Source organism: Candidatus Aminicenantes bacterium (assembly GCA_026393855.1).
Lineage (GTDB): Bacteria > Acidobacteriota > Aminicenantia > Aminicenantales > UBA4085 > UBA4085.
The window spans coordinates 29,597-55,498 of the sequence record JAPKZJ010000061.1 but is presented as its reverse complement, the minus strand read 5'-3'; the positions used below and the strand labels follow the sequence as shown (position 1 = coordinate 55,498).

General features: G+C 63.9%; 23 protein-coding genes. 12 read left to right on the top strand and 11 right to left on the bottom strand.

Features of this window, described 5'->3' with window-relative positions; translation table 11 throughout:
- Nucleotide 1: 1 nt before the first annotated feature.
- The 6 genes from NTZ26_06215 to NTZ26_06190 all read left to right on the top strand — a co-directional run bounded on the left by NTZ26_06215 (nt 2) and on the right by NTZ26_06190 (nt 7,904).
- Entirely contained in the window at nt 2-841 is an 840-nt protein-coding gene (locus tag NTZ26_06215; GenBank protein ID MCX6560095.1) for a rod shape-determining protein MreC, read from the top strand.
- On the top strand, nt 838-1,320 hold the full coding sequence (locus tag NTZ26_06210) for a hypothetical protein (protein ID MCX6560094.1): 483 nt from the start codon (nt 838-840) through the stop codon (nt 1,318-1,320). Before NTZ26_06215 ends, NTZ26_06210 begins: the two co-directional genes overlap by 4 nt.
- The gene (gene mrdA, locus NTZ26_06205; protein MCX6560093.1) at nt 1,310-3,115 is read left to right on the top strand and encodes a penicillin-binding protein 2; all 1,806 of its coding nucleotides are present in this window, start codon (nt 1,310-1,312) and stop codon (nt 3,113-3,115) included. The genes NTZ26_06210 and mrdA overlap by 11 nt, the downstream gene beginning before the upstream one ends.
- On the top strand, nt 3,084-4,175 hold the full coding sequence (gene rodA / locus NTZ26_06200) for a rod shape-determining protein RodA (protein MCX6560092.1): 1,092 nt from the start codon (nt 3,084-3,086) through the stop codon (nt 4,173-4,175). Before mrdA ends, rodA begins: the two co-directional genes overlap by 32 nt.
- Nucleotides 4,168-6,666, top strand: coding sequence for a TIGR03960 family B12-binding radical SAM protein (locus tag NTZ26_06195; protein MCX6560091.1), 2,499 nt, complete (start codon nt 4,168-4,170; stop codon nt 6,664-6,666). The genes rodA and NTZ26_06195 overlap by 8 nt, the downstream gene beginning before the upstream one ends.
- Before the next feature lie 89 nt (nt 6,667-6,755).
- Nucleotides 6,756-7,904, top strand: a complete 1,149-nt coding sequence (locus NTZ26_06190; GenBank protein ID MCX6560090.1) for an acyl-CoA dehydrogenase family protein — start codon at nt 6,756-6,758, stop codon at nt 7,902-7,904.
- A 101-nt stretch (nt 7,905-8,005) separates the two neighbouring features.
- Here the strand turns inward: NTZ26_06190 and NTZ26_06185 are convergent, their stop codons facing one another.
- The gene (locus tag NTZ26_06185) at nt 8,006-8,395 is read right to left on the bottom strand and encodes a biopolymer transporter ExbD (protein MCX6560089.1); all 390 of its coding nucleotides are present in this window, start codon (nt 8,393-8,395) and stop codon (nt 8,006-8,008) included.
- Nucleotides 8,396-8,557: 162 nt separating this feature from the next.
- Between NTZ26_06185 and NTZ26_06180 the strand changes: the two genes are divergently transcribed.
- Nucleotides 8,558-10,306 carry a carbon starvation protein A gene (locus NTZ26_06180; protein MCX6560088.1) on the top strand — a complete coding sequence of 583 codons (1,749 nt, stop codon included), beginning with the start codon at nt 8,558-8,560 and terminating at the stop codon, nt 10,304-10,306.
- 40 nt (nt 10,307-10,346) lie between these two features.
- On the opposite strand, the gene NTZ26_06175 is transcribed toward NTZ26_06180, so the two are convergent.
- Both NTZ26_06175 and NTZ26_06170 read right to left on the bottom strand, forming a co-directional pair.
- Complete coding sequence (locus tag NTZ26_06175; protein ID MCX6560087.1) at nt 10,347-11,396, bottom strand: glycosyltransferase family 4 protein; 1,050 nt, start codon at nt 11,394-11,396, stop codon at nt 10,347-10,349.
- Nucleotides 11,397-11,401: 5 nt separating this feature from the next.
- Nucleotides 11,402-11,797: an ACT domain-containing protein gene (locus NTZ26_06170; GenBank protein MCX6560086.1), complete on the bottom strand. Its 396-nt coding sequence runs from the start codon at nt 11,795-11,797 to the stop codon at nt 11,402-11,404.
- Nucleotides 11,798-11,908: 111 nt separating this feature from the next.
- On the opposite strand from NTZ26_06170, the gene NTZ26_06165 reads away from it, so the two are divergent.
- The 4 genes from NTZ26_06165 (at nt 11,909) to rfbD (ending at nt 17,195) form a co-directional block, all read left to right on the top strand.
- Nucleotides 11,909-12,601: a type 1 glutamine amidotransferase gene (locus NTZ26_06165; GenBank protein MCX6560085.1), complete on the top strand. Its 693-nt coding sequence runs from the start codon at nt 11,909-11,911 to the stop codon at nt 12,599-12,601.
- An 84-nt stretch (nt 12,602-12,685) separates the two neighbouring features.
- On the top strand, nt 12,686-14,161 hold the full coding sequence (locus NTZ26_06160) for a PKD domain-containing protein (GenBank protein ID MCX6560084.1): 1,476 nt from the start codon (nt 12,686-12,688) through the stop codon (nt 14,159-14,161).
- A 579-nt stretch (nt 14,162-14,740) separates the two neighbouring features.
- Nucleotides 14,741-16,222: a PKD domain-containing protein gene (locus tag NTZ26_06155; protein MCX6560083.1), complete on the top strand. Its 1,482-nt coding sequence runs from the start codon at nt 14,741-14,743 to the stop codon at nt 16,220-16,222.
- A 106-nt stretch (nt 16,223-16,328) separates the two neighbouring features.
- A complete protein-coding gene (rfbD, locus tag NTZ26_06150; GenBank protein ID MCX6560082.1) occupies nt 16,329-17,195 on the top strand; it encodes a dTDP-4-dehydrorhamnose reductase in 867 nt (288 codons plus the stop codon).
- 7 nt (nt 17,196-17,202) lie between these two features.
- Here the strand turns inward: rfbD and NTZ26_06145 are convergent, their stop codons facing one another.
- The 8 genes from NTZ26_06145 to nusA form a co-directional block, all read right to left on the bottom strand.
- Nucleotides 17,203-17,493 carry a DUF507 family protein gene (locus NTZ26_06145; protein MCX6560081.1) on the bottom strand — a complete coding sequence of 97 codons (291 nt, stop codon included), beginning with the start codon at nt 17,491-17,493 and terminating at the stop codon, nt 17,203-17,205.
- Nucleotides 17,490-17,768: a DUF507 family protein gene (locus tag NTZ26_06140; GenBank protein ID MCX6560080.1), complete on the bottom strand. Its 279-nt coding sequence runs from the start codon at nt 17,766-17,768 to the stop codon at nt 17,490-17,492. Before NTZ26_06140 ends, NTZ26_06145 begins: the two co-directional genes overlap by 4 nt.
- Before the next feature lie 70 nt (nt 17,769-17,838).
- Nucleotides 17,839-18,768: a tRNA pseudouridine(55) synthase TruB gene (gene truB / locus NTZ26_06135; GenBank protein MCX6560079.1), complete on the bottom strand. Its 930-nt coding sequence runs from the start codon at nt 18,766-18,768 to the stop codon at nt 17,839-17,841.
- Nucleotides 18,769-18,772: 4 nt separating this feature from the next.
- Nucleotides 18,773-19,765, bottom strand: a complete 993-nt coding sequence (locus NTZ26_06130) for a bifunctional oligoribonuclease/PAP phosphatase NrnA (protein ID MCX6560078.1) — start codon at nt 19,763-19,765, stop codon at nt 18,773-18,775.
- The gene (gene rbfA, locus NTZ26_06125; protein MCX6560077.1) at nt 19,746-20,111 is read right to left on the bottom strand and encodes a 30S ribosome-binding factor RbfA; all 366 of its coding nucleotides are present in this window, start codon (nt 20,109-20,111) and stop codon (nt 19,746-19,748) included. Before rbfA ends, NTZ26_06130 begins: the two co-directional genes overlap by 20 nt.
- An 8-nt stretch (nt 20,112-20,119) precedes the next feature.
- Complete coding sequence (locus tag NTZ26_06120; protein ID MCX6560076.1) at nt 20,120-20,398, bottom strand: DUF503 domain-containing protein; 279 nt, start codon at nt 20,396-20,398, stop codon at nt 20,120-20,122.
- A 19-nt stretch (nt 20,399-20,417) separates the two neighbouring features.
- Nucleotides 20,418-22,220, bottom strand: coding sequence for a translation initiation factor IF-2 (gene infB, locus NTZ26_06115; GenBank protein ID MCX6560075.1), 1,803 nt, complete (start codon nt 22,218-22,220; stop codon nt 20,418-20,420).
- A gap of 21 nt (nt 22,221-22,241) precedes the next feature.
- Nucleotides 22,242-23,276 carry a transcription termination factor NusA gene (gene nusA / locus NTZ26_06110; protein MCX6560074.1) on the bottom strand — a complete coding sequence of 345 codons (1,035 nt, stop codon included), beginning with the start codon at nt 23,274-23,276 and terminating at the stop codon, nt 22,242-22,244.
- Between the two features lie 366 nt (nt 23,277-23,642).
- Here nusA and NTZ26_06105 point away from each other — a divergent pair, with 366 nt between their 5' ends.
- Entirely contained in the window at nt 23,643-25,886 is a 2,244-nt protein-coding gene (locus NTZ26_06105) for a HEAT repeat domain-containing protein (GenBank protein ID MCX6560073.1), read from the top strand.
- The last annotated feature ends 16 nt before the right edge of the window (nt 25,887-25,902 follow it).

Sequence of the window (25,902 nt, the reverse complement as noted above, 5' to 3'; positions counted from 1 at the left end):
CATGCCCCTGGCCCGGCCCGAACGCAGGAAGCTCCTGGTGGTGGGCGGCCTGCTTTTCGTCCACCTTTTGCTCATCTCCTTACAGGTACCGCTCGGGGAGGCCCCCAGCTATCTTGAGCGGGTCGTTTTCATCGTCCTGTCGCCGGTGGAAGGCCTGCTCAACGGCGCTTACGGCCTGTTGAGCGGCGCCTGGAACCGCTACCTCTACCTGAAGGACGTCGAGGCCCAAAACCGGGACCTGCGCGAAGAGACGTTCCAGCTGCGGCAGGAGAACCTGATCATGGGCCGGGGCTTGGAGCGGCTGCAGGATCGGGAGGCCGCCTCCCGCGTCCTGTCCGGACTCCACGGCTCGTTCATCACCGCATCGGCCATCGGGGTGGACGCCCTGAACGTGCGCAAGTCGATCGTCATCGACCGGGGCACGGCCGATGGGCTGCGACTGGACATGCCGGTCGTCGACGCTCAAGGCCGGTTGGTCGGCCGTACGATTAAGCCCCTTTCGATTCGCCAAGCCACCGTCGAGCTCCTGACCAACCAGAACAGCGGCGTCGGTGTGGTCTCGGTCAAGGCCCGGGTCGTGGGCGTTCTTTCGGGCGACGAGCGGACCGGCCAATGCCGCATGAAGTACGTCGAGGCTTCCAATGAGGCCCTAGAGGTGGAGGAGGAGCTTGTCACCTCCGGCTACGATAAGATCTTTCCGGCCGGCATCCCCGTGGGCCGGATCGCCTCGATCAAGACCGAGGCCGCCCTGTTCAAGGCGATCGCCGTCCGGCCCTATCTGGAGATCAGGAACCTGAAGACGCTGGCCGTCCTGACGTCGGCGACGGGAGAGACACGATGAGGGATGTCCTGCACGGCGGCCTGATCCTGATGGCCGCCTTTCTCGTCCACGCCGTCCTGGGCCGTTTCCTGGCCGCCTCGTTTTTCGGGGTGGATTCTTTCCTGGTGGCCGTCCTGCTGTTCGCCATCGTCAAGGGCGATCTGGCCGGGGCGGTGATGGGGACGGCGGCCGGCCTGTTCGCCGACGCCTTCTCGCTAGGCGTCTTCGGCATCTCCGGCGCGGCTTTCATCGTGGCCGGCTTCCTGTCCGGCTGGATCTCGCGTCGGATCAACATTATGACCTTCCTGCGTTCGTTCATCTTCCTGACTGGACTCTCCGCTCTGGCCTTGGGCGAGCGATTGGTTCTGAACGCCGTCGTGATCGCCGAACCGATTCCCTGGCAGCGGGGGGGCCTGCTGCTGCGTCCCGTGGCGACGGGCCTGGCCGGCGCGGCCGCCTTCGCCCTGTTCCGACGCTTCCGGAGGACCCGTGTTCGGTGAGAAGATCTACGAGGACCTGAGCCTCCTGCAGAAGCGGGCCCTGCTTGTCCGGACGATCATCGCCGCGGCTTTCGTCGCCCTGATCTTTTTCTATTGGAAGATCCAGGTCCTCGACCACGGCAGCTTTCTGGCCCGGGCCGAGGCCAACCGGACCAGGGAAATCATCGTCCCCGCGCCGCGCGGGATTCTGACCGATCGCAGCGGCAAGATCATCCTGGCCGACAATCGGGCTTCGTTCAAAGCCTCCCTGATTCGGGAGAACACCAAAAACCTGGAGGCATCCATCCTCGCGGCGGCCCGGCTGTTGTCGCTCGAGCCGGCCGTCATCCGCGAGCGGATCGAGAGGTACGCGGCCGAGCCGGCCTTCCGTCCGATCGTCGTCAAGGACGAGCTGAGCCAAGAGGAAGTGGCCATGCTGGAAGCGCGCAAGGCCCAGCTGCCCGAGCTGATCATCGAAACCGAGCCCAAGCGAACCTATCCGTTCGGCGAGTTCGCCGCCCACTCCCTCGGCTATCTCCAGGAATTGACGCCCGAGGAGCTGCGGACGGTCTATAAAGACCGGCGGCGGCCGGGCGACATGGTCGGCAAGACGGGGATTGAAGCAGGCTACGAGAACGACTTGACCGGGCGCGAAGGGCAGATCGTCGAGGTGGTCGACAGCCTGGGCCGCAAGCAGAGTGAGGCGATGAACGTCGCGCCGGAAGCGGCCTCCGGACTGCATCTGGCCCTGGATTATGACCTCCAGGCCAAAGCTCAAGACCTCCTGCGCGGCAAAGAAGGGGCCGTCGTCGTCCTCTCGGCCAAGACCGGCGATGTCCTGGCCCTAGCCAGCTTCCCGACCTACGATCCCAATAAGTTCATCAACCGATTCACTCCGGAGGAGTGGACGGGTCTCGTCGGCAGCCCGGACCGTCCCCTGCTCAACCGGGCCATCCAAGGCCTCTATTCGCCCGGCTCGACCTTTAAGATCGTCATGGCCTCGGCCGGCCTGGAGTCGGGATCCATCGTGCCGTCGACCCAGTTCGTCTGCGGCGGCGAAATCGAGATCTACGGCAACAGCTTCTCCTGCATGGGGGTCCACGGCGCTCTGACCATGACCGACGCAATCCGTTATTCCTGCAACATCTACTTCTACAATTTGGGACGCCGGCTGGGCATCGACACGATCGCCGCTTATGCCCAACGTATGGGCCTCGGCCGCAAGACCGGCATCGACATCCCCGGCGAGAAGGAGGGGCTGGTTCCGACCCCGGAGTGGAAGAAGCTGACCCGCAAGACGGCCTGGTTCCCCGGAGAGACCATCTCGGTCGCCATCGGCCAGGGCCCCCTCCAAGTGACGCCGCTGCAGATGGCCGCCGTCACGGCCCTGATCGCCAACCGGGGCCGGTCCGTTCGGCCGCGGCTGGTGATAGGAGAGGCGGCCGGAACGCCGACCGAGGTCCCGGGCCTGACCCGGGACGCCATGGATGCGGTCGTCGAGGGTATGTGGCGCTCGGTCAACGCCCAAGGCACGGGGCAGGGGGCCCGGGTCGAGGGGTTCGACGTCTGCGGCAAGACCGGTTCGACCCAGACGATCAGCTCTGAAAAAGCGGATCGAATCAGCCCCCAGTCGCGACAGCGCAAGACCCATTCCTGGTTCGTCGGTTTCGCCCCGCGCAACGATCCGCAGATCGTCGTCGCCATCCTGATCGAATTCGGCGGGTTGGGAGGCGCGACGGCCGCGCCGGTCGCCCGCGAGCTTTTTAATCTCTACAAGGCCAAATATGCTGGACCGAATCCACCTGCGGGAAATTGACTGGATTCTGATCGGGCTGCTGCTGGCCAATGCGGCCATCGGCCTGCTGCTCATCTTCAGCGCTTCGCACATCTCGCCCGGGGCCCCGGCCCTGAAGCAGGCTCTCTGGCTCCTGATTGCCTTGGCCCTGATGTTCGCCTGCCTGGCCTTCGACTACAAGCTGCTGATGACGATGGCGCCGTACGCCCTGATCCTGCTGCTCTTTGTCCTCGGTTTCCTGCTCGCCTTCGGCAAGGCCAAGGGCGGGGCCAAAAGCTGGATCGGACTGGCTTTCATGGGCGGCCAACCGTCGGAGATGGTCAAGATCGCGGTCCTGCTCCTGCTGGCCCGCGTTTTCGCCGAGTACAAGCGGTCCTATGTCAGCTTCGGCGCCGCGGCCATGAGCGCGGCGGTCGCCCTGCCGCCCATCGTCCTGGTGGCCATGCAGCCGGACATGGGCACGGCCATGAGCATACTGCCGATCTGGTTCGGCTGCCTGGCCCTGGCCGGACTGAACCGCAAAACCCTGGTCATCCTGCTGGTGGCCGCGATTCTGCTCGGTTTCTTCGGCTGGAACTTTCTGCTGCACGATTACCAGAAGGTCCGGCTGCGGACCGTCCTCAATCCCACCCTCGACCCGCGGGGAGCCGGCTATCACGTTCTGCAGTCCAAGATCGCCATCGGCGCCGGCGGCTGGCTCGGCAAGGGCTTTTTGCGGGGGAGCCAGAGCCAGCTCCGCTTCCTGCCGGCCCGCCATACCGACTTCGTCTTCTCCGTTCTGGGGGAGGAGTTCGGCTTCGTTGGGGTGATCATCGTCCTGGGGCTGTACTTCGCCTTGGTGCTGCGGATCTTCCGGGCCGTCGGCAAGACCCGGGATCGGGCCGGGCTGTATATCATTTTCCTGGTCGGCTGCATGATCACCTTCCCGTTCCTGGTCAACGTCTTCATGATCATCGGGCTGTTCCCGATCACCGGCATTCCCATCCCGCTGTTGAGCTACGGCGGCTCCTCACTCGTCTCGACCTTCTTGGCCGTCGGCCTCGTCCTGAACGTTAAAATGCGCCGATTCGCAAATGTCTGAACCGGCTTTGCGCTCGGTCGAGAAGCCGGCCCGCTATGCCGGCGGCGAGTGGAACGAGATCCGCAAAGATCCCGCAGCGGCCCGGATCAGGGTCGCCCTGGCCTTCCCGGACGTCTACGAGATCGGCATGTCCTATCTCGGCCAGAAGATCCTCTACGATCGGGCCAATCGTCGGTCGGACATCCTGGCCGAGCGGGTCTTCGCCCCCTGGCCCGACTTCGAGGCCGCACTTCGCCGGACCGGGGAGCCGCTGCGGTCGCTCGAGAACGGCCTCCCGCTCGACGCCTTCGACGCCGTCGCTTTTTCCCTGCTCTACGAGCTGAACGACACGAACGTGCTGACCATCCTTGACCTGGGCCGGATCCCGATCGCCGCGGCCGACCGGACGGCGGCCCACCCTCTGATCCTGGCGGGGGGCCCGGCCGCGTTCAATCCCGAGCCCCTGGCCCGCGTCTTCGACGCCTTCTTCCTCGGCGACGGCGAAGAAGGCTTGCTCGAAATCCTGGATGCCTGGGACGTGGTCCGCCGGACCGCGCCGGATCGGGCGACGGCCATCGCCGCGCTGGCTCGGATTCCCGGCGTCTATGTTCCTTCCCTTTACGAGACATGGGAAGCGGCGGGCTCGCCGCTGCAAGCCGTCCGGCCCCGGCCGGGAAGCGCCGTGCCGGCCAGGGTCCGCAAGCGGGTTCTGGCCGGTTTCGCGGATTCGCCTTTCCCCGAAAAAATCGTCGTGCCCAACCTTCAGGCCGTTTTCGACCGGGTGGCCGTCGAGGTGGCCCGAGGCTGCCCGCAGAAGTGCCGCTTCTGCCAAGCGACCAGCCTTTATCATCCCCATCGGACCAAGAGCCCGGAAAGCGTCGTCAAGACCGTCCTGGCCAGCCTGGACGCCACCGGCTACGAGGACGCTTCCCTCTTCGGCCTCTCGGTCGGCGACTATCCCTGCCTCGAGCCCGTCATCGAAGCTCTGATGGCGCGGCTGGCTCCGCGGCGCATCTCTTTATCGCTGTCTTCGCTCCGCCCGAAACGGCTATCGCCGGAGATCGTCGAAGCGATCACCAAAGTGCGTCGGACAGGATTCACCCTGGTTCCGGAAGCGGCCACGGAACGCCTGCGTCGGGTCATCAACAAACATCTCGAGGATCGCGACCTGTGGTCCGCGGCCGAGAGCGCCTTCCGCCGGGGCTGGCGGCTGCTTAAGCTCTACTTCATGATCGGGCTCCCGACCGAGACGGACGAGGATGTGGCGGCCATCCCGATCCTAGTCCGCGAGCTCTTGGCCCGCGGACGGGCCATCCTCGGCGGTCCGCCCCGCATCCATGTCAGTCTGGCCTCTTTCATCCCCAAGCCGCACACGCCGTTCCAGTGGATGGCCATGGACTCGCCCGGGCGGCTGCGGGACAAGCAGATGCGGGTTCGGGCCGCCCTCGGGCGGGATCGCTCGATCGAGATCAAGACCCACGACATTCGGCAATCTGTTTTGGAGGCGGCCTTCTCGCGGGGCGATCGGAGGCTGCACAACGTTCTGCTGGGAGCCTGGGAAGCCGGGGCGCGCTTCGACGGCTGGAACGATCAATTCCGGCCCGAGCTTTGGGATGACGCGTTCCGGCGATCCGGGATCGACTCCGGCGATTATCTTCGGGCCATCGAGCCGGGCGCCCCCTTGCCATGGGACGCCATCGCGACGGGAATGAAGCCCGAGTTCCTTCGCCGCGAGCTGGAGCTGGCCTTGCAGGCCGAGACGACCCCTTCCTGCGAGAGCCGCGAATGCGGTGATTGTCGGGGCTGCGAGACGGGGATGGACAAGCGGGGACCCGGGCCGGAGCGGATCGATCTCGGGCCCGATGCCGGGCCCGCGTTCCTGGGCCGGCCGGCTGAAGCCCCGATTCGCTATCTCGTCCGATACGCCAAAGAAGGGCCGGCCCGGTTCCTCGGGCACAACGACCTCGTCAACGCCCTGCAGCGTGTGTTCCGCCGAGCCGGGGCGGAGACTGCCTTTAGCGAGGGATTCCACCCCAAGCCGGTCATGTCGTTCGGGCCGGCGCTGCCTTTGGGGATGGGCGGGGGAGACGAGTTCATGGAGTTCAAGTCGGGGCGGGAGATAGACGAGCCCGAGTTCCTAAGCGCCCTCAACGCCGTATCCCCGGGCGGCCTCCGATTCAACGCCTTGAGCCGACGGGGACCGACCGAGCGCCCATTTCAAGAGCGCATCCGGGGGATGATCTATGCGGTCGATCTTCGGGATCCCGCGTTCGCCGATCCGCCCGATCCGGACGAGGCGGCGGCGGCGGTCCGATCGGCCGCCGCAGCCGATCCGGCCTTCGACTGGCTGGAGGCGGTCGAGGCGGACGGAGTCGGCGTCCGTCTCGTCCTCCGGGTGGCTTTCCGGCCCCAGAAGATCCCGCGGCCGCAGGATCTCGTCGGGCGGGCCTTGGGCCTGGAGCGGCCGTCCTTCGCCATGATCCGCGAAGGCTACGTCCTGGCCTCGGCTTGAGGTTGGGTTTGACAAAATCAATCGGAATCATGTATAAAAGGGCAGTTTTTTTACGGAAAAGGACAATCGAGTAAGGAGGTCGGCCCATGATCGATTACACCCTGAGCGAGGAACAGACGGCCCTGCGGGAAATGGCCCGCGAATTCGCCCAGAACGAGATGCGGCCGGTGGCGGCCCGCTATGACCAAAGCCACGAATTCGCCCACGACGTCATGAAAAAGGCCTTCGCGGCCGGGTTCCTGACCTGCAATATCCCCGACGCTTACGGCGGCGGCGGGCTGTCCAGCCTGGACCTGGCCATCCTGAGCGAGGAACTGGCCTGGGGCTGCGCCGGCCTGTTCACCAGCATGATGGCTTGTTCGCTGGCCACAACCCCGATCGTGCTCTTCGGCAGCGAGGAGCAGAAAAAGACTTTTCTAGGCTCGATGTGCCGAACCTACACCCTGGGCGCGTACGCCCTGACCGAGCGCGAGGCCGGGTCCGACGCCGGAGCGGTCCGGACCAAGGCCGTCAAGGACGGGAACGAGTACGTTCTCAACGGGGCCAAGTGCTTCATCACCAACGGGGGAGTGGCCGGGCTCTATACCGTCTTTGCCAATACCGCCCCGCACAAGGGCGCCCGGGGCATCAGCGCATTCATCGTCCCGCGCGATACGCCCGGCTTGAGCGTCGGTAAGGTCGAGGATAAGATGGGCCAGCGGGCTTCCAACACGGCCGAGGTGTATTTCGAGGATGTCCGCGTCCCAGCGGCCAATCGGCTGGGCCGCGAGGGGATGGGGTTCATCATCGCCATGAAGACCTTCGACGTGACCCGGGCCTCGGTCGGCTCCGCCGCCCTGGGCATCGCCCGGGCCGCCCTGGAGCATTCGGTGGCCTATGCCAAAACCCGCAAGGCTTTCGGCAAAGCCCTGGCCCTCTATCAAACCACCCAGATGAAGATCGCCCAGATGGCCATGGAGCTCGAGGCCGCCCGGCATCTGGTTTGGCACGCCGCCTGGCTCTCCGACCAGGGGAAGCCCAACGGCAAGGAATCGGCCATGGCCAAGTGCTTTGCCTCGGATATCGCCGTGGCCGCGGCCAATGAGGCCATCCAGATCCACGGCGGCTACGGCTACATGCGCGACTATCCGGTCGAGAAGCTCTGGCGCGACGCCAAGCTGCTCCAAATATACGAAGGGACCAACGAGATCCAGCGGTTGGTCATCAGCCACGAGGTCATCGGCCCGGTCAAGGAATAGCCGGATCGGGGCATTAAAAAAGGGGACGCTCTGGCGAGCGTCCCCTGGCCATCGTCTTGGTCGAGGCCGCGGCGGGCGGGCCGCCGGGCCGCGGGATGGGGTTATTCGGTGAAGTATTCGGGAACCAGGCCCAGCGTTTCGGCGCCGGAGCCCTTGCAGACGTCGATCAGCTCGACGACCCGGGCGAAGGCGCACTTGGCGTCGGCCCGCAGGAAGATAGTCTTGTCCGCGCGGGTCGAATACAGCCGGCGAAGCTCTTCCCCGGCCAGCTTGAAGTCGGCGAAACGGTCCTTGTTGATATCGACGGTCAGGTCCTTGTTCAGGGTGACGACGATCAGCCCGACGGGCTGGCCGCCGGCCGTGTCGGAGGCGGTCTCGGGCAGGCGGACATCGATGCCCTTTTGGACGAGCGGCGTGATGACCATGAAGATGATCAGCAGGACGAGCAAAACATCGCACAGCGGGACGACATTGGGTTCGGCTTTGGCCATGAGGCTATTCCTCCTTTGAGAGTCCGATCGGATAGAGTCTTAAGGAATTCTTATTTTAGAAGAATCGGGCGGCTCAGTCAAATTGAAAATTTCGTCGGCCCGCGATAAGATATCCGGCCGAGTCTGACGCTTCGGCGCCGGGACCCGTGCCGGAGGTCTCCCATGAACGTCCTGCTGATTCTGATCCTGGCTTCCGTCGCCTTCCTCCTTGCCGGCCGATTTTATGCCGCCTGGATTGCGCGCCGGCTGGGCGAGGATCGCGCGGTGCCGACGCCCGCGATCTCCCGTAGCGACGGCCGCGATTATGTTCCGACCAAGACCTATGTCGTCTTCGCCCACCACTTCTCGGCCATCGCCGGGGCCGGCCCCATCCTGGGACCGACCATGGCTCTGCTTTATGGTTTCGTCCCGGCTTGGCTTTGGATCGTCCTCGGCGGCATCTTCATCGGCGCCGTTCACGACTTCACAACCCTGTTCGTCAGCATGCGCGAGGGAGGCAAGTCGATGGCCGAGGTGGCCCGCAAGACGCTGGGACGGCGGGGCTTCAACCTAATGATCGCCTTCACTCTGGTGATGATCGTTCTGGTGACTTCGTCCTTCCTCAGCGCCACCTCGATTTCCCTGACCTCACTCTGGCCGCTCAGCAAGATCGGCGTCACGGCCGGCGCGACCTTCCTCAAAGTCGTGGTCCGGAACGGGGTCGAGATGGGGCGGATCGGGGGCATCGCCTCCATGTCCGTCATCGTCATCACCCTGTGTTCGCCGTTCCTCGGCTGGCTCATTCACAAGCGGGGGCTGAAGACCCTGCCCGCGTATCTGATCGCGGCCGTTATCTGCGTCGTCTCGGTTTGGCTGGGCATCCAATTCCCGGTCAGCCTCCAGCCGACCCATTGGATGCTGATCATCTCGGGCTACGTCCTCCTGGCGGCGGGGACGCCTGTCTGGCTCATTCTGCAGCCGCGCGATTTTATCAACGTCCAAATCCTTTATGGCGGCGTCGCGCTGATGGTCGTCTCACTGCTGCGGACGGGCCTGGGCGGACTGCGGGTGACCGCGCCGAGCTTCAACCTGGCCCAAGGCATGGCCAGCCTGGGCTTGATCTGGCCGATGATGTTCTGCACCATCGCCTGCGGAGCCATCTCGGGCTTCCACGCGCTCGTGGCCGGGGGCACGACGGGCAAGCAGCTGACCCTGGAGACGGACGCCCGTCGGGTGGGCTATAACGCCATGCTCCTGGAATCCCTGCTGGCGGTCTGCGTTCTGCTGGCCGTGGGCGCGACGCTGGCCTTCTCCGACTACCGCGCCATCGTCTGGCCGACCGATCCGGGCGTCAAATCCAACCCCATCCTCGGGTTCAGCTTGGCGGCCGGGAACCTCTTCCATCGCGGTTTGGGCATTCCGGTGGCGTTGGGCACGGTTTTCGGCATCTTGCTGGTCGAAGGCTTCGTGGTCACCACCCTGGACGCCGCCGTGCGGCTCAACCGCTATCTTTTCGAGGAGCTCTGGGGCATCGTATTCAAGAGGATCCCCGGCCTGCTTCGCCTGTATTGGGTGAATTCCGGCCTTTCGGTCATCATCATGCTGGCCCTTGCCGGATCCAACGCTTTCAACCTGCTTTGGCCCATATTCGGGACGGCCAATCAGATGCTGGCGGCGCTCAGCCTGCTGGCGATTTCGGCCTGGCTTCTGCTGCGGCGCCGCAAGGCCGGGTTCGTTTTAGTCCCGGCCGTCTTCATGATGGTCACCACCCTTGCTTCGATGGGCATCCTCTTCGCCCAATATGTCCGTCAGCGAAATTATCTCCTACTGGCCGCGGACGTGATCATGTTCGGCTTGGCGGTGGGCGTCATCATGCTGGCCGTGCGAACCTTCCGGCAAAAGCGCCCTCCTTCGGTCGCGGGGGCGGTTTGAAGCGGCCGGGGGGGCGGCTGGTGAACGCGCGAGCCGGCGGCTAGGCCGAGAGCAGGCGGCGGATCGTATCCGGCCAATTCAGGGCGGCGATGGATCGCCGGCCCGCCTGCCCCATGCGCTCGGCCAGGCCGGCGTCGTCGGCCCAGGCGTCCAGCTTCTGGGCCATGGCGGCAGGATCGGCCGGGACGATGTAGCCCGATTCGCCGTCCCGGATCTGTTCGACCGGGCCGCCGCTGTCCTCGGCCGTGAGCACCGCCTTGCCCGAGGCGAAGGCTTCCCCTGTGACAAAGCCGTAGTCCTCGTGGTAAGGGGCGAAATAGACCGCTCGGCAGCGGGCGTAATGATCAAGCAGGCCGGCCTCGTCGATCGGCCCGGCCAAGGACACCCTTCCCTCCAAGCCCCGCTCGCGGATGCGCCCGGCCAAGGCGTCGCGCTCCGGGCCTTCGCCGGCGATGACCGCCCGCAGGCCTTTGTTCCGGGTCCGGGCCATGGCCTCCACCAGCAGATCGAGCCGCTTCAGGCCGGTCAGGCGGGAGACCGCGAAGACAAAATCGCCGTAGGCTTCCGTACGGTACGGCCGCTGCGGCGGCGGCGGGTAGAGAACCTCGGCCGGGATATGGCCCCAGCGGTCCAGCCGCTTCTTGACTTCGCCCGAGATGGCGAAGACCTTGCGCACGTTTTTCTTTAGCAGGCGCCCGTCGATACGGTGAATGAGGAAGCGCCGGGCGCCCTCTTTGATCCGGCCTTTCCAGGACAGGCGGGCTTTAAGGTCGTCCCAGAGGTCATAGTATTCGCGCATGCGGTGGTTAAGCCAGCAGACGTGGGCGGGGTGCTTGACGGCGTAGCTGGGGAAGCGAAGCGAAATGACCCGGTCGATCGGCCGGCCCAGGCCGTCCAGGCCGACGTCGGTCAGCCGGGTGGCCCAGTAGGCGCGAAGCTGCCGCCCGAACCGGTTTTGCGGGGTGAGCATCAGGTCGGCCTCGTGGCCGAGCTCGCGAAGCGCCCGCACCGTGCCGCGGGCGATGGACAAATGTCCCCCCTCGACGAACGCGACGTCGGATGTGACAACTAGGACGCGTTGGGTGTCCACGGTCCTCAACGCAGAGTGTCGTAAGCCTTCTTATTATTGTTTGTCTTGAAGACGAGCAAGGCCGCCGCTTTGCCCGAGGAGCTGCCATAGCTGTATTCGACGTCGATCACGGCGTTCCCGAGGAGGGCCCCAATTTCGGCGCCGGCCCCGATCCGGTCGCTGATCTCGACCACGACGACTTTGTTGACCTTGACCTTGTAGCCCAGCGTCCGCAGGGCCGTCTCGGCCTTCTTGTTGTCCGACGTGAGCAGGCGGAAATGGCCCTCGGCCTCGTGGGCGAAGACGCTGATGGCGCGCAGGTTGACGCCCGCGTTGGCCAGGGTTCCCAGGACGCGCCCCTGAATTCCGGGTTCGTTGGGGGTGATGACGTGCAGCTCGGTGCCCAGGCTTACATTATGCAAGTTCCGCTCTCCTCAAGGGGGAGAATTATATCAGAACGCGGCGGCTTTGCCAAAAAGGGGCCTGGCGGGGGGTCCGGGAAATCCGTATAATGCTCCCCGGAGGAAGGCCCCATGCGATCCGATGTTCGAGTGGCTATCATTGACAACGCGATCGAACCAGAGGCGTACAAGCCCGTCGAACATTGGTCGCGCTGGCTCGCGGTCCCCTGGCAGGCTTTCCGCGCTCCCGAGGGTTGCCTTCCAGCCCGGCCTTCGGATTTCAGCCATTACATCCTGACCGGGTCCGAGGCCTCGATCCTGGATCGGGAGGCTTGGGTCGAATCCGAGGTCGGTTTTGTCCGGGAGACTTTCGCTGCCGGGGCCTCCATTCTCGGGAGCTGCTATGGACACCAGTTGCTGGCCTTCGCCCTGTTCGGGCCGGCGCACATCGGGCGATGCCCGAGTCCCGAGGTGGGCTGGCTGCCGATCCGCACCCTCGTTGCGAGCCGGCTGCTCGGTCCTGTCGGCGTCGTCTTCGCCTTTTCGCACCACTTCGACGAAGTCCGGAGCCTCCCGGCGGGGTGCACCGTTCTGGCCAGGTCCGAAGCCTGCAGCGTCCAGGGCTTCGGGATCGACGGCCGGAATGTCTGGGGCTTGCAGATGCACCCGGAGATCGACGTCCCTTCCGCCCGGGCTTTCATGCGCGATCTGGCCGCCCGCGGCGCCAAGAGCGGGGATCTCGACCTTGCGGCCCTGGAGACGGAGGACCGGGATACTGGTTTGATTACCAGGATTGTCAGCCAGTTCATCCATTTTTCTTCTTGACATCGGTCCGAAATAAGGTATTTTATAGTTAGTGATTCTGTCTAAATACTTTACCGGCCTGATCCGTTGGACAAGGAGGCTCGCGTGAGAGGAAGAAAGCTCGTTCTGTTTGTCGCGGTCCTGATGGTTTTCTCCGTCATGACCGCGTCCGCTCAGGCGCATAAGTTGCGCCGGATCGGCGTCAACACGTTCGCCCAGGTCAAGGGCAAGATTCCCACCGCCGAAGTCATGAAGACCATCGCCGAAAAATACGCCGGCGACATCAAGTACGGCTTCGACCAAGTGGGCATGGGAGATACCTATCTCCCGTTCCTGGACCAGCTCCGTTCGGCCGCCTTCGTTGAGAAGGCCATTCCCGTCGGGGACCGGTTCGCCTGGATGCTGTTCCGCGTTCGCGGCAAGGTCATGGTTTGGGAAGATGTGGAATGGGCCGGCAAGGCGCCTCTGGACGTCTTCTCCTTCCACGTTTTCAAGGACAACAAGGATTACGAGTTCGTCATCCCCAAGCCGTGCGGCAACATCGCCCTGTACAAGGTCGTTGAGAAGAGAGTGATCCCGCCGGCCGTCTGCAACATCGTCGTCGGCCCGGCCAAGGTCAACCTGAACGAGCCCGTCACCGTCGACATGACCGGCACCAAGGGCGCCGTCCGCATGGACGTCGAGGTCTTCAACGCCCAGGGCGTCAAGATTCAGAGCCATGCCTTCACGGCCGCGGCGCCCAAGTGGCAGATCAAGTTCGACAAGCCCGGCGAGTACCTGTTCAAAGCCAGGGCGGTCAACGAAGACGGCAAGGCTTCGGACAATCCCTGCCAGACCAAGATCGTGGTCAACGCGCCGCCCGTCTGCAAGCTCTGGACGTCGTGCCTGCCCTGCGAGGATTATGTCGGCAAGCCGATCACTTTCGATGCCTCGGGCTCGACCGATCCCGACGGCCAGGTGGTCAAGGCCATCTTCGAGATCACCGACGAGAGCGGCAAGGTCATCGACACCTTCACTAAGACCGACAAACCCCTAGTCTGGGAGAAGATTTTCTACGCCCCGGGCAAGTACGGCATCAACGTCGTCGTCTTTGACGACATGGGCGCCGCTTCATCCAACTCCGACCCCTGCCGGATCGCCTTCGAAGTGACCCAGAAGAAGTTCTTCTTCCTGGTCGAGGCCGGTCCCGGCTTGGCCCGCGGCACCTACACCGGGTTCTTCTTCGCCCGGGCGGGCCTGATGTGGAACCTGGCGCCCAACGCGCTCGATTTCATCCTTCGCATCGGCGGCGCCGTCTTCGGCCAAGGCTCGCCCTGGAAGCCCTTCCTGATGGCCGACGCCCTGCTCAACGTGCACCTCGGTCCGGCCGTCTATATGGACGCGGGCCTTGGCTACACGACCAAGGAGCAAACCAACCGGCTGAGCGGCTTTGACCTGATCGGCGCCTTCGGGGTGAACATCTTCAACAACTTCACCTCGGCCGGCTCGATCTTCGCCGAAGCTCGGATCCCGGTCATCACCACGGACCGCCTCGTTGACGACCATTACAAGCTCCTGCTGGGGTTCCGCTACATCTTCTGATCCAGGAACCGAAGCTAAGACAAGCCGCCCTCATCCTCACGCGCCCTTCGGGGAGCGTGAGGGTGAGGGCTTTTTTTTAAGTGATACGTTCGCAGCGCCAAATCCCGATTTTCAAATCGGGGTTATAAGCGCCGCTCAGTATTAACCCTTCTAATACCTCGGGCTCGGCTTTCGCCCCGGCAGTTCGACGACGGGGTTGCAGTCCTCAGCCGCGAAGCGAATGAGGGCGGGCTTCAGCCCGGGGTATCGAGCGGGTTTATTCCCGGGGCCTGGCTGACCCTCTCCGTCGACCATTCGAAAGGGGAGCGGATTTCCTATGGAATAGGAATGGTGCTGCTTCTTTGGACGAATCTTGGAATAGATGCCGGGCGGAGCGGTGCGTCTCTGAGAGGATTCTCATTATTGGAGACGTCATCGACGCCTTTCCCTGAAGCCGGCCCGGGTTCTAGACCAATAGCCAACTTGGAACGAGCTTGGCATGAATCGTGCAGTGATATCCATCGACCCTTGCAGATACGTACGCCTTGCCGGATTGGTCGGGCGAGCCAAGGCGAGGGTTCCATGAGAAAGGAGACTCCCATGAGAGGAAGAAAGCTCATTCTGTTTGTCGCGGTCCTGATGGTTTTCTCCGTCATGACCGCGTCCGCTCAGGCGCATAAGCTGCGCCGGGTCGGCGTCAACACGTTCGCCCAGGTCAGGGGCAATATCCCTACGGCCGAAGTCATGAAGATGATCGCGGAAAAATACGCCGTCGACATCAAGTACGGCTTTGAGCTGGTGGGCATGGGAGATACCTATCTCCCGTTCCTGGACCAGCTCCGCTCAGCCGCCTTGGTGGAGAAGGCCATCCCGATCGGCGATCGGTTCGTTTGGATGCTCTTCCGGGTCCGGAACCAGGTCAAGGTCTGGGAGGATGTCGAATGGGCCGGCAAGGCACCCCTCGATGTCTTCTCCTTCCACGTTTTCAAGGACGACAAGGATTACGAGTTCATCATCCCCAAGCCGTGCGGCAACATCGCCCTTTATAAGGTCGGCGTCGCAGAGAAGAAGATCATCCCGGCGGCCGTCTGCAACATCGTCGTCGGCCCGGCCAAGGCCAACCTGAACGAGCCCGTCACCGTCGACATGACCGGCACCAAGGGCGCCGTCCGCATGGACGTCGAGGTCTTCAACGCCCAGGGCGTCAAGATCCAGAGCCACGCCTTCACGGCCGCGGCGCCCAAGTGGCAGATCAAGTTCGACAAGCCCGGCGAGTACCTGTTCAAAGCCAGGGCGGTCAACGAGGACGGCAAGGCTTCGGACAATCCCTGCCAGACCAAGATCGTGGTCAATGCCCCGCCTGTCTGCAAGCTCTGGACGTCGTGCCTGCCCTGCGAGGATTATGTCGGCAAGCCGATCACTTTCGACGCCTCGGGCTCGACCGATCCCGACGGCCAGGTGGTCAAGGCCATCTTCGAGATCACCGACGAGAGCGGCAAGGTCATCGACACCTTCACTAAGACCGAAAAGCCCCTAGTCTGGGAGAAGATTTTCTACGCCCCGGGCAAGTACGGCATCAACGTCGTCGTCTTTGACGACATGGGCGCCGCTTCGTCCAACGCCGACCCCTGCCGGATCGCCTTCGAAGTGACCCAGAAGAAGCTCTTCTTCCTGGTCGAGGCCGGTCCCGGCTTGGCCCGCGGCACCTACACCGGGTTCTTCTTCGCCCGGGCGGGCCTGATGTGGAACCTGGCGCCCAACGCGCTCGATTTCATCCTGCGCGCCGGCGGCGCCGTCTTCGGCCAGGGCTCGCCCTGGAAGCCCTTCCTGATGATCGACGCCCTGCTCAACCTGCACCTCGGTCCGGCCGTCTATGTGGACGCGGGCCTTGGCTACACGACTAAGGAGCAGACCGATCGGTTGGGCGGCTTTGACCTGATCGGCGCTTTCGGGGTGAACATCTTCAACAACTTCAGCTCGGCCGGCTCGATCTTCGCCGAGGCTCGAATCCCGGTTATCACCACGGACCGCCTCGTGGCGGACCACTACAAGCTCCTGCTGGGGTTCCGATACATCTTCTGATCCCGCCCTTTCCAAGCGAATCGCAGGGCCGGTTCCCGAAAGGGGACCGGCCCTGTTTTTAAGCTGGGATTTGCAAATCCGGCCGGGGAATCGTTAGAATGAGGCCATGAACATCGCCCTGATCGGCGCCGACGGCCAGCTCGGATCGGACTTGCGCACAATCCTTCCGGCCGATTCCGTGCAGCCCCTCTTCTTTCCCGACTTCGATGTGACGGACGCGGCCGGTTCCGCCGCTCGGCTGCAGGCTCTCCGCCCCGACGTCGTCATCAACACCTCGGCTTTCCACCGCGTGGACGAGTGTGAGGTTCGGAGCGAGGACGCGTTCCGGGTCAACGCCTTCGCGGTCAGGGACCTGGCCCGGGCCTGCCGGGCGATGGGCTCCGTTCTGGTCCATTTCAGCACGGACTACGTCTTCGACGGGCGGAGCGGCATCCCCTACACGGAGGAGGACCGGCCGGGGCCGTTGAGCGTCTACGCCGCCTCCAAGCTGACCGGCGAGCATCTCCTGGCGGCGGAGTGGGATCGCCATTTCATTATCCGAACCTGCGGCCTCTTCGGCCGGGCCGGCTGCTTGGAAAAAGGGCGGAACTTCGTCGAAACCATGCTTTGGCTGGCCTCTTCGGGAAAACCGATCCGGGTCGTCTCCGACCAGATCGTGGCTCCGACCTCGACTCTTGAGCTGGCGGCCAACGTCCAAGCTCTGCTTCGGACTGAAGCCTTCGGGCTTTACCATCTGACCAGCCGGGGCTGTTGCTCCTGGCTCGAATTTGCCCAGGCAATCTTCGATCTGGCGAAGGTGAAGGGGGATCTGAGGCCGGTCGGGTCGGCCGAGTTCGGAGCCCGGGCCCGGCGGCCGGCCTATTCCGTCCTGGCCGACGCCAAGGCGAGGGCCTTGGGGCTGCCTGGGTGTTCGGATTGGAAGGCCGCGCTGGCGGTCTATCTGGAGGCGAGGGCCAGGGAAACAGCCGTCTGAACGGCCGTCACTCGGATAGCTTGCCGAGCTTGTTCAATTCTTCGTTGTAATACTTCCGATAGAGGATGTCCCATTCGCGGCTGCCTTCCTCGATCGGCTTTTTCTGCGACTTGATCTTGTCCATGGCCCGCTTGTCGAGGAGCTCGTAGAGCTTCATCTCTTCCTCGAAAGCGCGGACCACGGCCAGGCGAATTTCATTAGGGTCGTCGAGGAACTCGACGTTGTCGCTGCGGGTCAAAAGCTCAAGGACTTTCTTGGAGAGATAGTTGACCTTCTCCCGGGATAGGCGGCCGCTCATAAGGGCATGTTCCTTTCCTTGGCCAGCTTGATCTTGATCATCCGGAACATCGTCTGATACTCGATGTTGCCTTTGCGGATCTCGTCCATATGCTTGCCGAGCAGCTCGCGGACCTCTTGGTCGAGCTGATCTTCCTTGAGAAACTCCTCATTCAGAAGGGAAGTGAGGTCCTGGAGCAGGGCCTCCTTGCTTTCGATCAGCACCTTGCCGTCCCGCAGCAGATTGCGGACGATCAGGACGGCCAGGTGTTCGAGTTGGTTCTTGTTGAGCCTCATGACCGGGTAATTTACACCAAATAGGGCGGACAATTCAAGGCCTTTCGCTTCCGGCGGCGAAAAAAAAGCCTCATGCCGCCGGAAAGACAAGGAACGGGGCCAGCCGCGACGTTCCGGGGTCCCGGCGAGCCAGGGCGGCGAGCCGGCCGCCGGCATCGAACAGGCGAATCAGAGCCTCGCCGTCGGGTCCGACCGGGCCCGCTTCGGAGGGGGCGGGTGTCGCCATAGCGCGATCCGGAGGGAGGGAGCGCCCGTCTCGGACGGCCCGGGCATCCGCTTCGTCCAAATCGAACCGCGGCCATTCGGGCAGGAGCTGTTCCAACGGTACCCAGAAGGGGAGTCCGGCTACATCCGGGGCGTCTCCGTCCCATAGCGAGAGGGCCGAAGCCTGTTCGACCCGGAACTCTCCCACCGCGGTGCGGCGGAGGGACGTCAGGTGGGCTCCGCAGCCAAGGCTTTGTCCCAGATCGTGGGCCAGCGATCGGATGTAGGTCCCGGTCGAGCATCGGATGTCCAGCTCGAGGTCGGGCGGTTCGAAGCGAAGCACGCGGAGGTCATGAATGATGACGCGGGCGGGCCGAGGGGAGACCGGTTGTCCGGCCCGGGCCAGGCGGTAGAGGGGCGTGCCCGCGATCTTTTTGGCCGAGTAGGGGGGAGGGACTTGTTCGATCTCGCCCCGCAACGGCAGAAGCGCCCGATCGACGGCGTCCCTGTCCGGGATGGGACCGGCGGCCGGGCCGGGCCGAGGAGCGCCTTCCGCATCGTATGTGTCGGTCGCAGTCCCGAGCCGGGCTACGGCCCGATAGCTCTTTTCGCGGCCGGCGTAATATTGGTTCAAACGGGTGGCTTGACCCACCGCCACGATGAGGAGTCCCGTGGCCATAGGGTCCAGGGTGCCGAAGTGGCCGGTCTTGGGACGGCCCAGGGCCCGACGCAGCCGGGCGACGACATCGTGCGAAGTGGGGCCGGGGGGCTTATCGACGAGGAGGAGCCCGTCCATGAGATCAAGGAGCGGTCGTGGTCGGCCGCGCGGCGAGCTCGCGGATGATAGCCGCGACTTGGGCCGGGACTTCGACGATCAACCGGTCGTGCGGGCCGTAGACGGTGAAGCCGGCGGCGTGAGCATGGCCTCCGCCCTGGAATCGTTCGGCGATGGCTGCGGCGTGGGCGATGCCCCGCGAACGGATGCTGACCCGGAAGGTCTCCTCGCCAACCTCCTTAAAAAAGAGGACGACGTTGACGTCGCGGATGGAGCGGGCCAAGGTGGTGATGTCTTCGGTGTCGACTTCGGACAGGCCCAGCTCGCGCAGGGTTTGGCGGCGCATCGAAATGACCGCGATGTCCCCGTCCCCGGCGATGGTCAGGGTCGAGAGCACCCGGCCGAGAAGCTGGATCTTTTCGGGGGTGTTGTTGTGGTAGAGCGATTCACTGACCTTAAGCGGATCGGCCCCGGCCAGGACCAGCTCGTGGCAGGTGGCGAAGGCCCGGGCCGTGGTGTTGGAGAACTGGAAGGATCCGGTGTCCGAGGCTATGGCGCAGTATAGGTGGCCGGCCATCTCCGGCGTCAGGGCCACGGGGAGCCGGCGGCAGAGCTCGGCCATCATCTCGCCGACCGCGGAGGCCTCGGCGTCGACCCAATTGAGGTCGGCGTAGAGGTCGTTGGAATAGTGATGATCAATGTTGATCTTGAAGTCGCCTTCGATCTCGGTCATGCCTGAGCGGGAAACGTCCGCGCATTCCAGGAGGACAACCACGTCCTGGCCCCGGGCCGGAATCTGGCCCACGCGGATGCGGGCGCAGGACGGAAAAGTCGAAAATGGGTAGGGAGTCCGGTCGGCGTTGACGATCTCCACCTGCTTGCCCATCTGCTCGGCCGCCAGGGCCAGGGCCAGCGAGGTGCAGAGCGAATCGCCGTCGGGCCGGAGGTGGGAGGTGATGGCCAGCCGGCGGGCGGACTTCAGGGCCTCGACGATCGGGTCAATCGGGCTCCGGGTCATGGCGCTTGGCCTTTTCAATGAGCCGCTCCAGCCGGTCCGAGAACTCGGGAGCCGGATCCAGCTCAAAAAATAGCATTGGATTATACTTTAATTCCACTTGGGTCGCAAGGCAGTGGCGAAGCCAGCCGGTCCGCTTCCGGAGGCGCTCCAGGGCGGCTTCCGGATCCGGGGCCCCGTAGAGGCTGACGAAGACCCGGGCCGACTGCAGATCGGCGGTCGTCTGGACCCTGGTCACCGTGACCAGGCCGGCCTCGGCCTCGTCCATTTCGCGGGCCAGGATCCCGCTGAGGGCCTCGCGCAGGAGCCGGTCGACCTTCCGGACGCGCAGATCGGCGGGGCGGGGCATGGCCTCGCTCAGAGGAACCGGCGCTCGGCCATGGCCACGATACCGTTGAGGTGGGATTCGATGTCGCGCAGGGCGCCGTCCAGGATGGCCTCGACGACCGAGGCGTCGGAATTGAGGGTCACGATGCCCAGCCGGGTTCGCTGCCAGACGTCTTGGTGATCGAGCTCGGCAATCGCGGCGTTCGTGCGCCGCAAACGGTCCTTGAGCCCCTGCAGCTCCCGACGCTTGTCCTTAAGCGACCGGGCGTGGGGGAAGTGAAGCTCCAGCGTCAGCAGGCCGACGACCATGGCTCGCCTCCCCGGCGGATCAGCGCGGGACGACCTTCTCGGTGATGAAGGCCTCGATCAAGTCGCCCTCTTGGACGTCCTTGAAGTTGGCCAGGCCGATGCCGCACTCGTGGCCGCTCTTGATCTCGTTGACGTTTTCCTTGATATGCTTAAGCGAGGACAGCTTGCCCCTGTGAACGACCTCTTTGCCGCGCAGGACCCTGACTTCGGCGTTGCGGGTGATCCGGCCGTCCTGGACGTAGCTGCCGGCGATCGTTCCGACCTTGGGGATGTGAAAAACCTTCCGGACCTGAGCCCGGCCGAGGTAGGTTTCCTTGATCACGGGCTCCAGCATTCCGGTGACGGCCTTCTTGATCTCGTCGGTCAGCTTGTAGATGATCTTGTAGGTCCGGATCTCGACGCCCTGCTTGGTCGCTTGCTCCTCGATACCCGCGCCGGCTTTGACGTTCTGGCCGATGATGACGGCCCCGGTCGTGGAGGCCAGCAGGAGGTCGGATTCGTTGATGGCGCCGGTAGCGGCGTGGATGATCTTGATCTTGACCTGGGGCGTGCCGAAGGTCGGCAGGAGGGCCTTGAGAACCTCCACCGTGCCTTGGACATCGGCTTTGACGACGAGCGCCAGCTCCTTGGATTCCCCCTGCTCCAGCTTCTTGAACATGTCGTCCAGGGTTACGGCCGGGCCCTTCGGGGCATCCGACTTGCCGCCCCGGGAGAGCCGGTAATCGACGATGGCTTTGGCCTCATCGGCGTTCTCGATGGCCTGGAAGAAGTCGCCGGCCTGGGGAACTTCGCTGAACCCGAGGATCTCGACCGGAATCGACGGGCCGGCGGTCTTGATCAGCCGCCCGGCGTCGTCGGCCAGGGCCCGAACCCGGCCGAAGGTCGTGCCGGCGATGAAGGCGTTGCCGACGGACAGGGTGCCGTGCTGGATGATGACGGTGGCCAGCGGCCCCTTCTTGCCGTCCATGCGGGCTTCGAGCACGACGCCTTGGGCCGGGACCTTGGGATTGGCCTTGAGATCCAGGACATCGGCCATCAGGAGGATCATCTCCAGCAGCTCTTTGATGCCCTTTTTTTCGCGGGCCGAGACCTCGACGGCGATGACGTCGCCGCCCCATTCCTCGACCAGCAGCCCGTCCTTCTGCAGCTCCCGCTTGATCTTGTCCGGGTTGGCCTCGGGCTTGTCGGTCTTGTTGATGGCCACGATCATCGGGACGCGGCCGGCCTTGGCGTGGTTGATCGACTCTCGGGTCTGGGGCATGATGCCCTCGTCGGCGGCGATGACCAGGACGACGATGTCGGTCAGCTTGGCGCCGCGGGCCCTGAGCTGGGTAAAGGCCTCGTGGCCCGGCGTATCGATGAAGGTGATGAAGCGCTTGCCGTGGGTGACCCGGTAGGCGCCGATGTGCTGGGTGATGCCGCCCGACTCCTTGTCGACCAGGTTGGAGGTCCGGATGGCGTCGAGCAGGGTGGTTTTGCCGTGGTCGACGTGGCCCATGATGGTGACGACCGGGGCCCGGGTGACGAGGTCGGCCTTCCGGCTCTCGGCCATGATCCGGATCTCCCGCTCTACGGGCACGATCTCGATGGGCACGTTGAGGTCTTTGGACAGCTGGGCGGCCAGGGGCTCGTCGATGACGTCGTTGGACCCGATGGCGTAGCCGCGGGCGATGAGACGGTCGAGGAGATCCTTGGGCCGGACCTTGAGCTTGTCGGCCAGGGCCTTGAAGGCCGCGCCTTCGCGCAGATAGATGGCCGGGCGCGGCTTGGCCGCGTCCTTGGCCGGCTTGGCGGTTTTAACAACGGTTTTTGTCTCGCTCAATGGCGGTTCCTTTGCAACAAATTAGGGCCGGGGCTGGATGGCGATCTTCCAACCGACCAGCATCGAGGCCAGCTTGACGTTGATGCCTTTTTTACCGATGGCCAGCGAGAGCTGGTCCTGGGGGACGACGGCCTGCATCGTCTGGGCCGTCTGATCGAGAATCTCGACCCGGTCGACCCGAGCCGGGCTGAGGGCCGACTTGGCGAAGGCGGCCGGATTGGGGGACCAGATGATGATGTCGATCTTTTCGCCCCCCAGCTCTTTGCTGATGGCCAGGATGCGGGCGCCCTTGACGCCGATGCAGGCCCCGACCGGGTCGACGTCCCGCTCGGTCGTCAGGACGGCCACTTTGGCTCGTTCGCCGGGTTGGCGGACGATATCCTTGATCTGGATCGTCCCGCCGGCGATTTCGGGGATCTCCAGCGTCAGCAGGCGCTCCAGGAACTTGGGCGTTGCCCGGGAAAGCACGATCTGGGCCTCCTGGCCCTTGGCCCCGCGGCGGACCTGGATGATGGAAGCCCGGACGCGGTCGCCGCGCTCGAAGCGGTCGCCGGGCAGCTTCTCCCGGTGGGGCAGGATGGCGTCGGTATGGAGGACCTCGATAAAATCATGGCCCGCTTCCGTCCGGCGATAGACGCCCGAAATGATCTCGCCCATCCGGGGGGAGAAATCGCCGTAGATCTTCTCCTGCTCGGCGTCCCGGACTTTCTGCACGATCACCTGCTTGGCGGCCTGGGCGGCGATCCGGCCCAGAGTATCGGAGGGCAGGTCGATCTCGATCGTTTCGCCCATCTCGGCCAGCGGATTGTGGCGGCGGGCTTCCTCGAGGGAGATCTCGCGGGCCGGATCGGCGGGGGCTTCGACGATCCTCAGCTCGGTGTAGACACGAAGATCGCCTTTCTCGGGGCGGAAAAAGACGTGGATAGACTCGCCTCGGGTGTAGTACCTGGAAGCGGCGACTTTTAGCGATTCCTCGATGGCCGAGACGATGACGGACGGAATCACACCCCGCTCTTTGCTGAGCTGGAGGATAGTATTCCAGACGTTGATCTTCATAAGTCGGCCTTGGTTTCTCCGAACGGCGAACCGGGATTATAGCGGAAAGAGGCCGATTTGCAAAGGGGAGGTTCGGGCAACAGCCCTTTGGGCGGCCCCGTGAACCGCGGAAGGATGCGGTTCACGATGTGGGGAGCCAAAGACGCTTGCTCCCCCAGCGAGGAGGGCTCGGGGTGTGAGGGGCAAAAAACGCGACCCCCCCCCCCAGCGAATAGCGTCGAAGATGATGGAATTCCCCGGCGACTTGATCAGGAAAGGGGAACAAACCGGGGCTGGGGCGGCAGACCGGAATCTCCAATGAGGCCGAGGCTGATCCGAAGACGGTTTGAACAACCCGCTACAATAATGATATTCTAAAAAAAGGGAATGGTTTCCGATCAAGATGAAGAAGTGCGGAAAGCGGCCGAGGTCCGGCCGGAGGAGCGGGATTTTTTTCCGGACAAAGAATCCCTGACGCGGGTTATCAAGGAATTCAACCTGTCCCGAACCTATGCCGGCCTCTATCCGGCCGACCATCCTCAGGTCATCCAAAGCATCGATCGGGTCTATGAGATGCTCCTGGTTCTGCTCCGGACCCGGCCTTCTTTGATCCTGGGGGCGGCGAAGGATTTTCTGTTGGCCGGCGGAGAGCCTCTGAACCCCGGGAATCCCGTTTTCAGGGAATTCGCCGGGGTTTTAAATAGACGGGATATCATCTCCATCACGCTCCTCGAGGGATTGAGAAGGGAAGAGCTGGTCGACCTTCATCGCCTCGTGAATCGCTCCCCGGAGGAAATTCGAACGGGGGGCGGCATCGAGGGAATGGCGGCGCAGGCGGGCTTGACCCATATTCTCCTCAAGGAAATGGATTACAAGGCTTTTCACCTGACTGAAGAAGCGGAGATTTCTCCCTCTTCAGCCGACCATCGGCCGGGTCGCCAATCCGACCTCTGGCAGGATTTTGTCAAGAAAATGACCGGCGGCGGACGGGCCGGGATTGATCCGGGAAACCCTCCGGACTTCCAGGACGACATCGATCCCCTCAAGCTCTCCGAGTTCATCAATACGCTTCCCTCGATCCCGGAGGTCCTGTCCGGCGATTGGGGCGAAATCCTGGCGGAACCGTCCGGCCGGAAGTCCGATCCGCTGATCATGGAGAAGCTGAGCGTCTTTCTGCGCAATTTGCGGCCGGAGATTAAACGGCGGTTTTTGTCCCAGGCCTTTCCCCATGTGAATGACCGGCCCAACGAATCGCTGGCCGGCTTGGATGAAAGCCTAATCCTGGAAATGCTGGAGCAGGCCGATGCGGAGAATCGGGCCATCTCTCCCGCTCTTCTGACCATGATCGGCGAATTGTCCGGCCTCCGGGGGGCGTTGCCCTCCGTTGGGGGGACGATCGGGCCGGCGGAAAGCCCGTCCCGCCTGTCTCGGGAAAAATACCGCGTTCTCTTTGCCCGGGAAAAACACGAAGAGTACGTGGACGCGGAGTATGACGCGACTCTCGAGGATCTGGGCCGGATGCCGGTACTCGGCGCCGCGGATTTTTCTCCGGCTGAGGAAGAATCAGGGTCTCCCTTTTCTCCTGCCGAGCTCGACGGAGCTCTCGATGAGCAACGGATCGAAACGGGGATCGGCTATCTCCTGGCTGCGCTGTTGGAGCAAGAGCTCGATGCGGAGGACTATGAGGTTTTCGCCGGGAAAGCCGCCGAATATGCGCCCCATCATCTTCGCGCCGGCGAATTCGGCTTGTTGCTCAAGATCCTGGGCCGGCTTCGCCGCCGGGCCGAAGAGACGCCCGGGCCCCTGACGCGAGCGACCGAAACGTCCCTTCGGGCGTTCGAAGACGCGGCGTTCATCTCCGCGGCGGTCCGGGCGTTCAAGAACTGCGAACTCCTGAAGACCGGCGAGGCCTCGGCATTATTGAGCGCGCTGGGCGCTTCGTGCGTCCCGGAGCTGATGGACCTGCTCGTCGCGAAGGAAGGGCTTGGCGGCAGTCGGCCTTTACTTCATCTGCTCAAGCAATTTCGTGAGGCCGCGGTCGAGGAAGCCCTACGCAGGCTTATGGACCGGCCCCCGGGCGCGATTCGGACGCTGCTGGCCTTCATTAGGCAAAACGGCACTCCCGCCGGTATCCCGAGTCTCCGGCCTCTCCTCCGTCATGCGGATTCGCAGGTTCGATTGGAAGCCCTGTCCGCCTTACTGAGCTTCCGGGATGAGGCGGCGCCGGACGTCCTGCGCAGAGCCATTCAATCCGAAATCGAGCTGGAATCGCGGGGAGCGATCAAACTGGCCGGGCTGTATAGGGTCCGTTTAGTGGCGAGCGATCTTCGGAGGATGATCGATCCCTCCGTCATCCGCTGGCCGGATGACCAGCGCAATGGGGAGATCATCAGAGCACTGGGCCGCATCGGCGACCCCCTGACCCTGCCCACTCTGGAGAAGCTGGCGCGCCGGAAGAGGCCTTTTCACGCCGGCGCCCGGCGGAGCTTGAAGCTGGCCATCTTTGAGTCCCTGGAAGGCTATCCTCCGGAGAACCTGGCGGGATTACTGAGCTTCGGACGGCGGGACAAGGACTTCCGAATCAAGGCGATTTGCGGGGTTCTTCAAACCATCATCCGGGGCCCGCTATGAGCTTTTCGGATTTGGG

What these genes read in the sequence shown, in the direction of transcription:
- NTZ26_06215 (MCX6560095.1), top strand. Translation starts at nt 2, where the DNA reads ATGCCCCTGGCCCGGCCCGAACGCAGGAAGCTCCTGGTGGTGGGCGGC.
- NTZ26_06210 (MCX6560094.1), top strand. Translation starts at nt 838, where the DNA reads ATGAGGGATGTCCTGCACGGCGGCCTGATCCTGATGGCCGCCTTTCTC.
- rodA (MCX6560092.1), top strand. Translation starts at nt 3,084, where the DNA reads ATGCTGGACCGAATCCACCTGCGGGAAATTGACTGGATTCTGATCGGG.
- NTZ26_06195 (MCX6560091.1), top strand. Translation starts at nt 4,168, where the DNA reads ATGTCTGAACCGGCTTTGCGCTCGGTCGAGAAGCCGGCCCGCTATGCC.
- NTZ26_06185 (MCX6560089.1), bottom strand. Translation starts at nt 8,395, where the DNA reads ATGGCCAAAGCCGAACCCAATGTCGTCCCGCTGTGCGATGTTTTGCTC.
- NTZ26_06180 (MCX6560088.1), top strand. Translation starts at nt 8,558, where the DNA reads ATGAACGTCCTGCTGATTCTGATCCTGGCTTCCGTCGCCTTCCTCCTT.
- NTZ26_06165 (MCX6560085.1), top strand. Translation starts at nt 11,909, where the DNA reads ATGCGATCCGATGTTCGAGTGGCTATCATTGACAACGCGATCGAACCA.
- NTZ26_06155 (MCX6560083.1), top strand. Translation starts at nt 14,741, where the DNA reads ATGAGAGGAAGAAAGCTCATTCTGTTTGTCGCGGTCCTGATGGTTTTC.
- rfbD (MCX6560082.1), top strand. Translation starts at nt 16,329, where the DNA reads ATGAACATCGCCCTGATCGGCGCCGACGGCCAGCTCGGATCGGACTTG.
- NTZ26_06145 (MCX6560081.1), bottom strand. Translation starts at nt 17,493, where the DNA reads ATGAGCGGCCGCCTATCCCGGGAGAAGGTCAACTATCTCTCCAAGAAA.
- NTZ26_06140 (MCX6560080.1), bottom strand. Translation starts at nt 17,768, where the DNA reads ATGAGGCTCAACAAGAACCAACTCGAACACCTGGCCGTCCTGATCGTC.
- truB (MCX6560079.1), bottom strand. Translation starts at nt 18,768, where the DNA reads ATGGACGGGCTCCTCCTCGTCGATAAGCCCCCCGGCCCCACTTCGCAC.
- NTZ26_06130 (MCX6560078.1), bottom strand. Translation starts at nt 19,765, where the DNA reads ATGACCCGGAGCCCGATTGACCCGATCGTCGAGGCCCTGAAGTCCGCC.
- rbfA (MCX6560077.1), bottom strand. Translation starts at nt 20,111, where the DNA reads ATGCCCCGCCCCGCCGATCTGCGCGTCCGGAAGGTCGACCGGCTCCTG.
- NTZ26_06120 (MCX6560076.1), bottom strand. Translation starts at nt 20,398, where the DNA reads ATGGTCGTCGGCCTGCTGACGCTGGAGCTTCACTTCCCCCACGCCCGG.
- nusA (MCX6560074.1), bottom strand. Translation starts at nt 23,276, where the DNA reads ATGAAGATCAACGTCTGGAATACTATCCTCCAGCTCAGCAAAGAGCGG.
- NTZ26_06105 (MCX6560073.1), top strand. Translation starts at nt 23,643, where the DNA reads ATGGTTTCCGATCAAGATGAAGAAGTGCGGAAAGCGGCCGAGGTCCGG.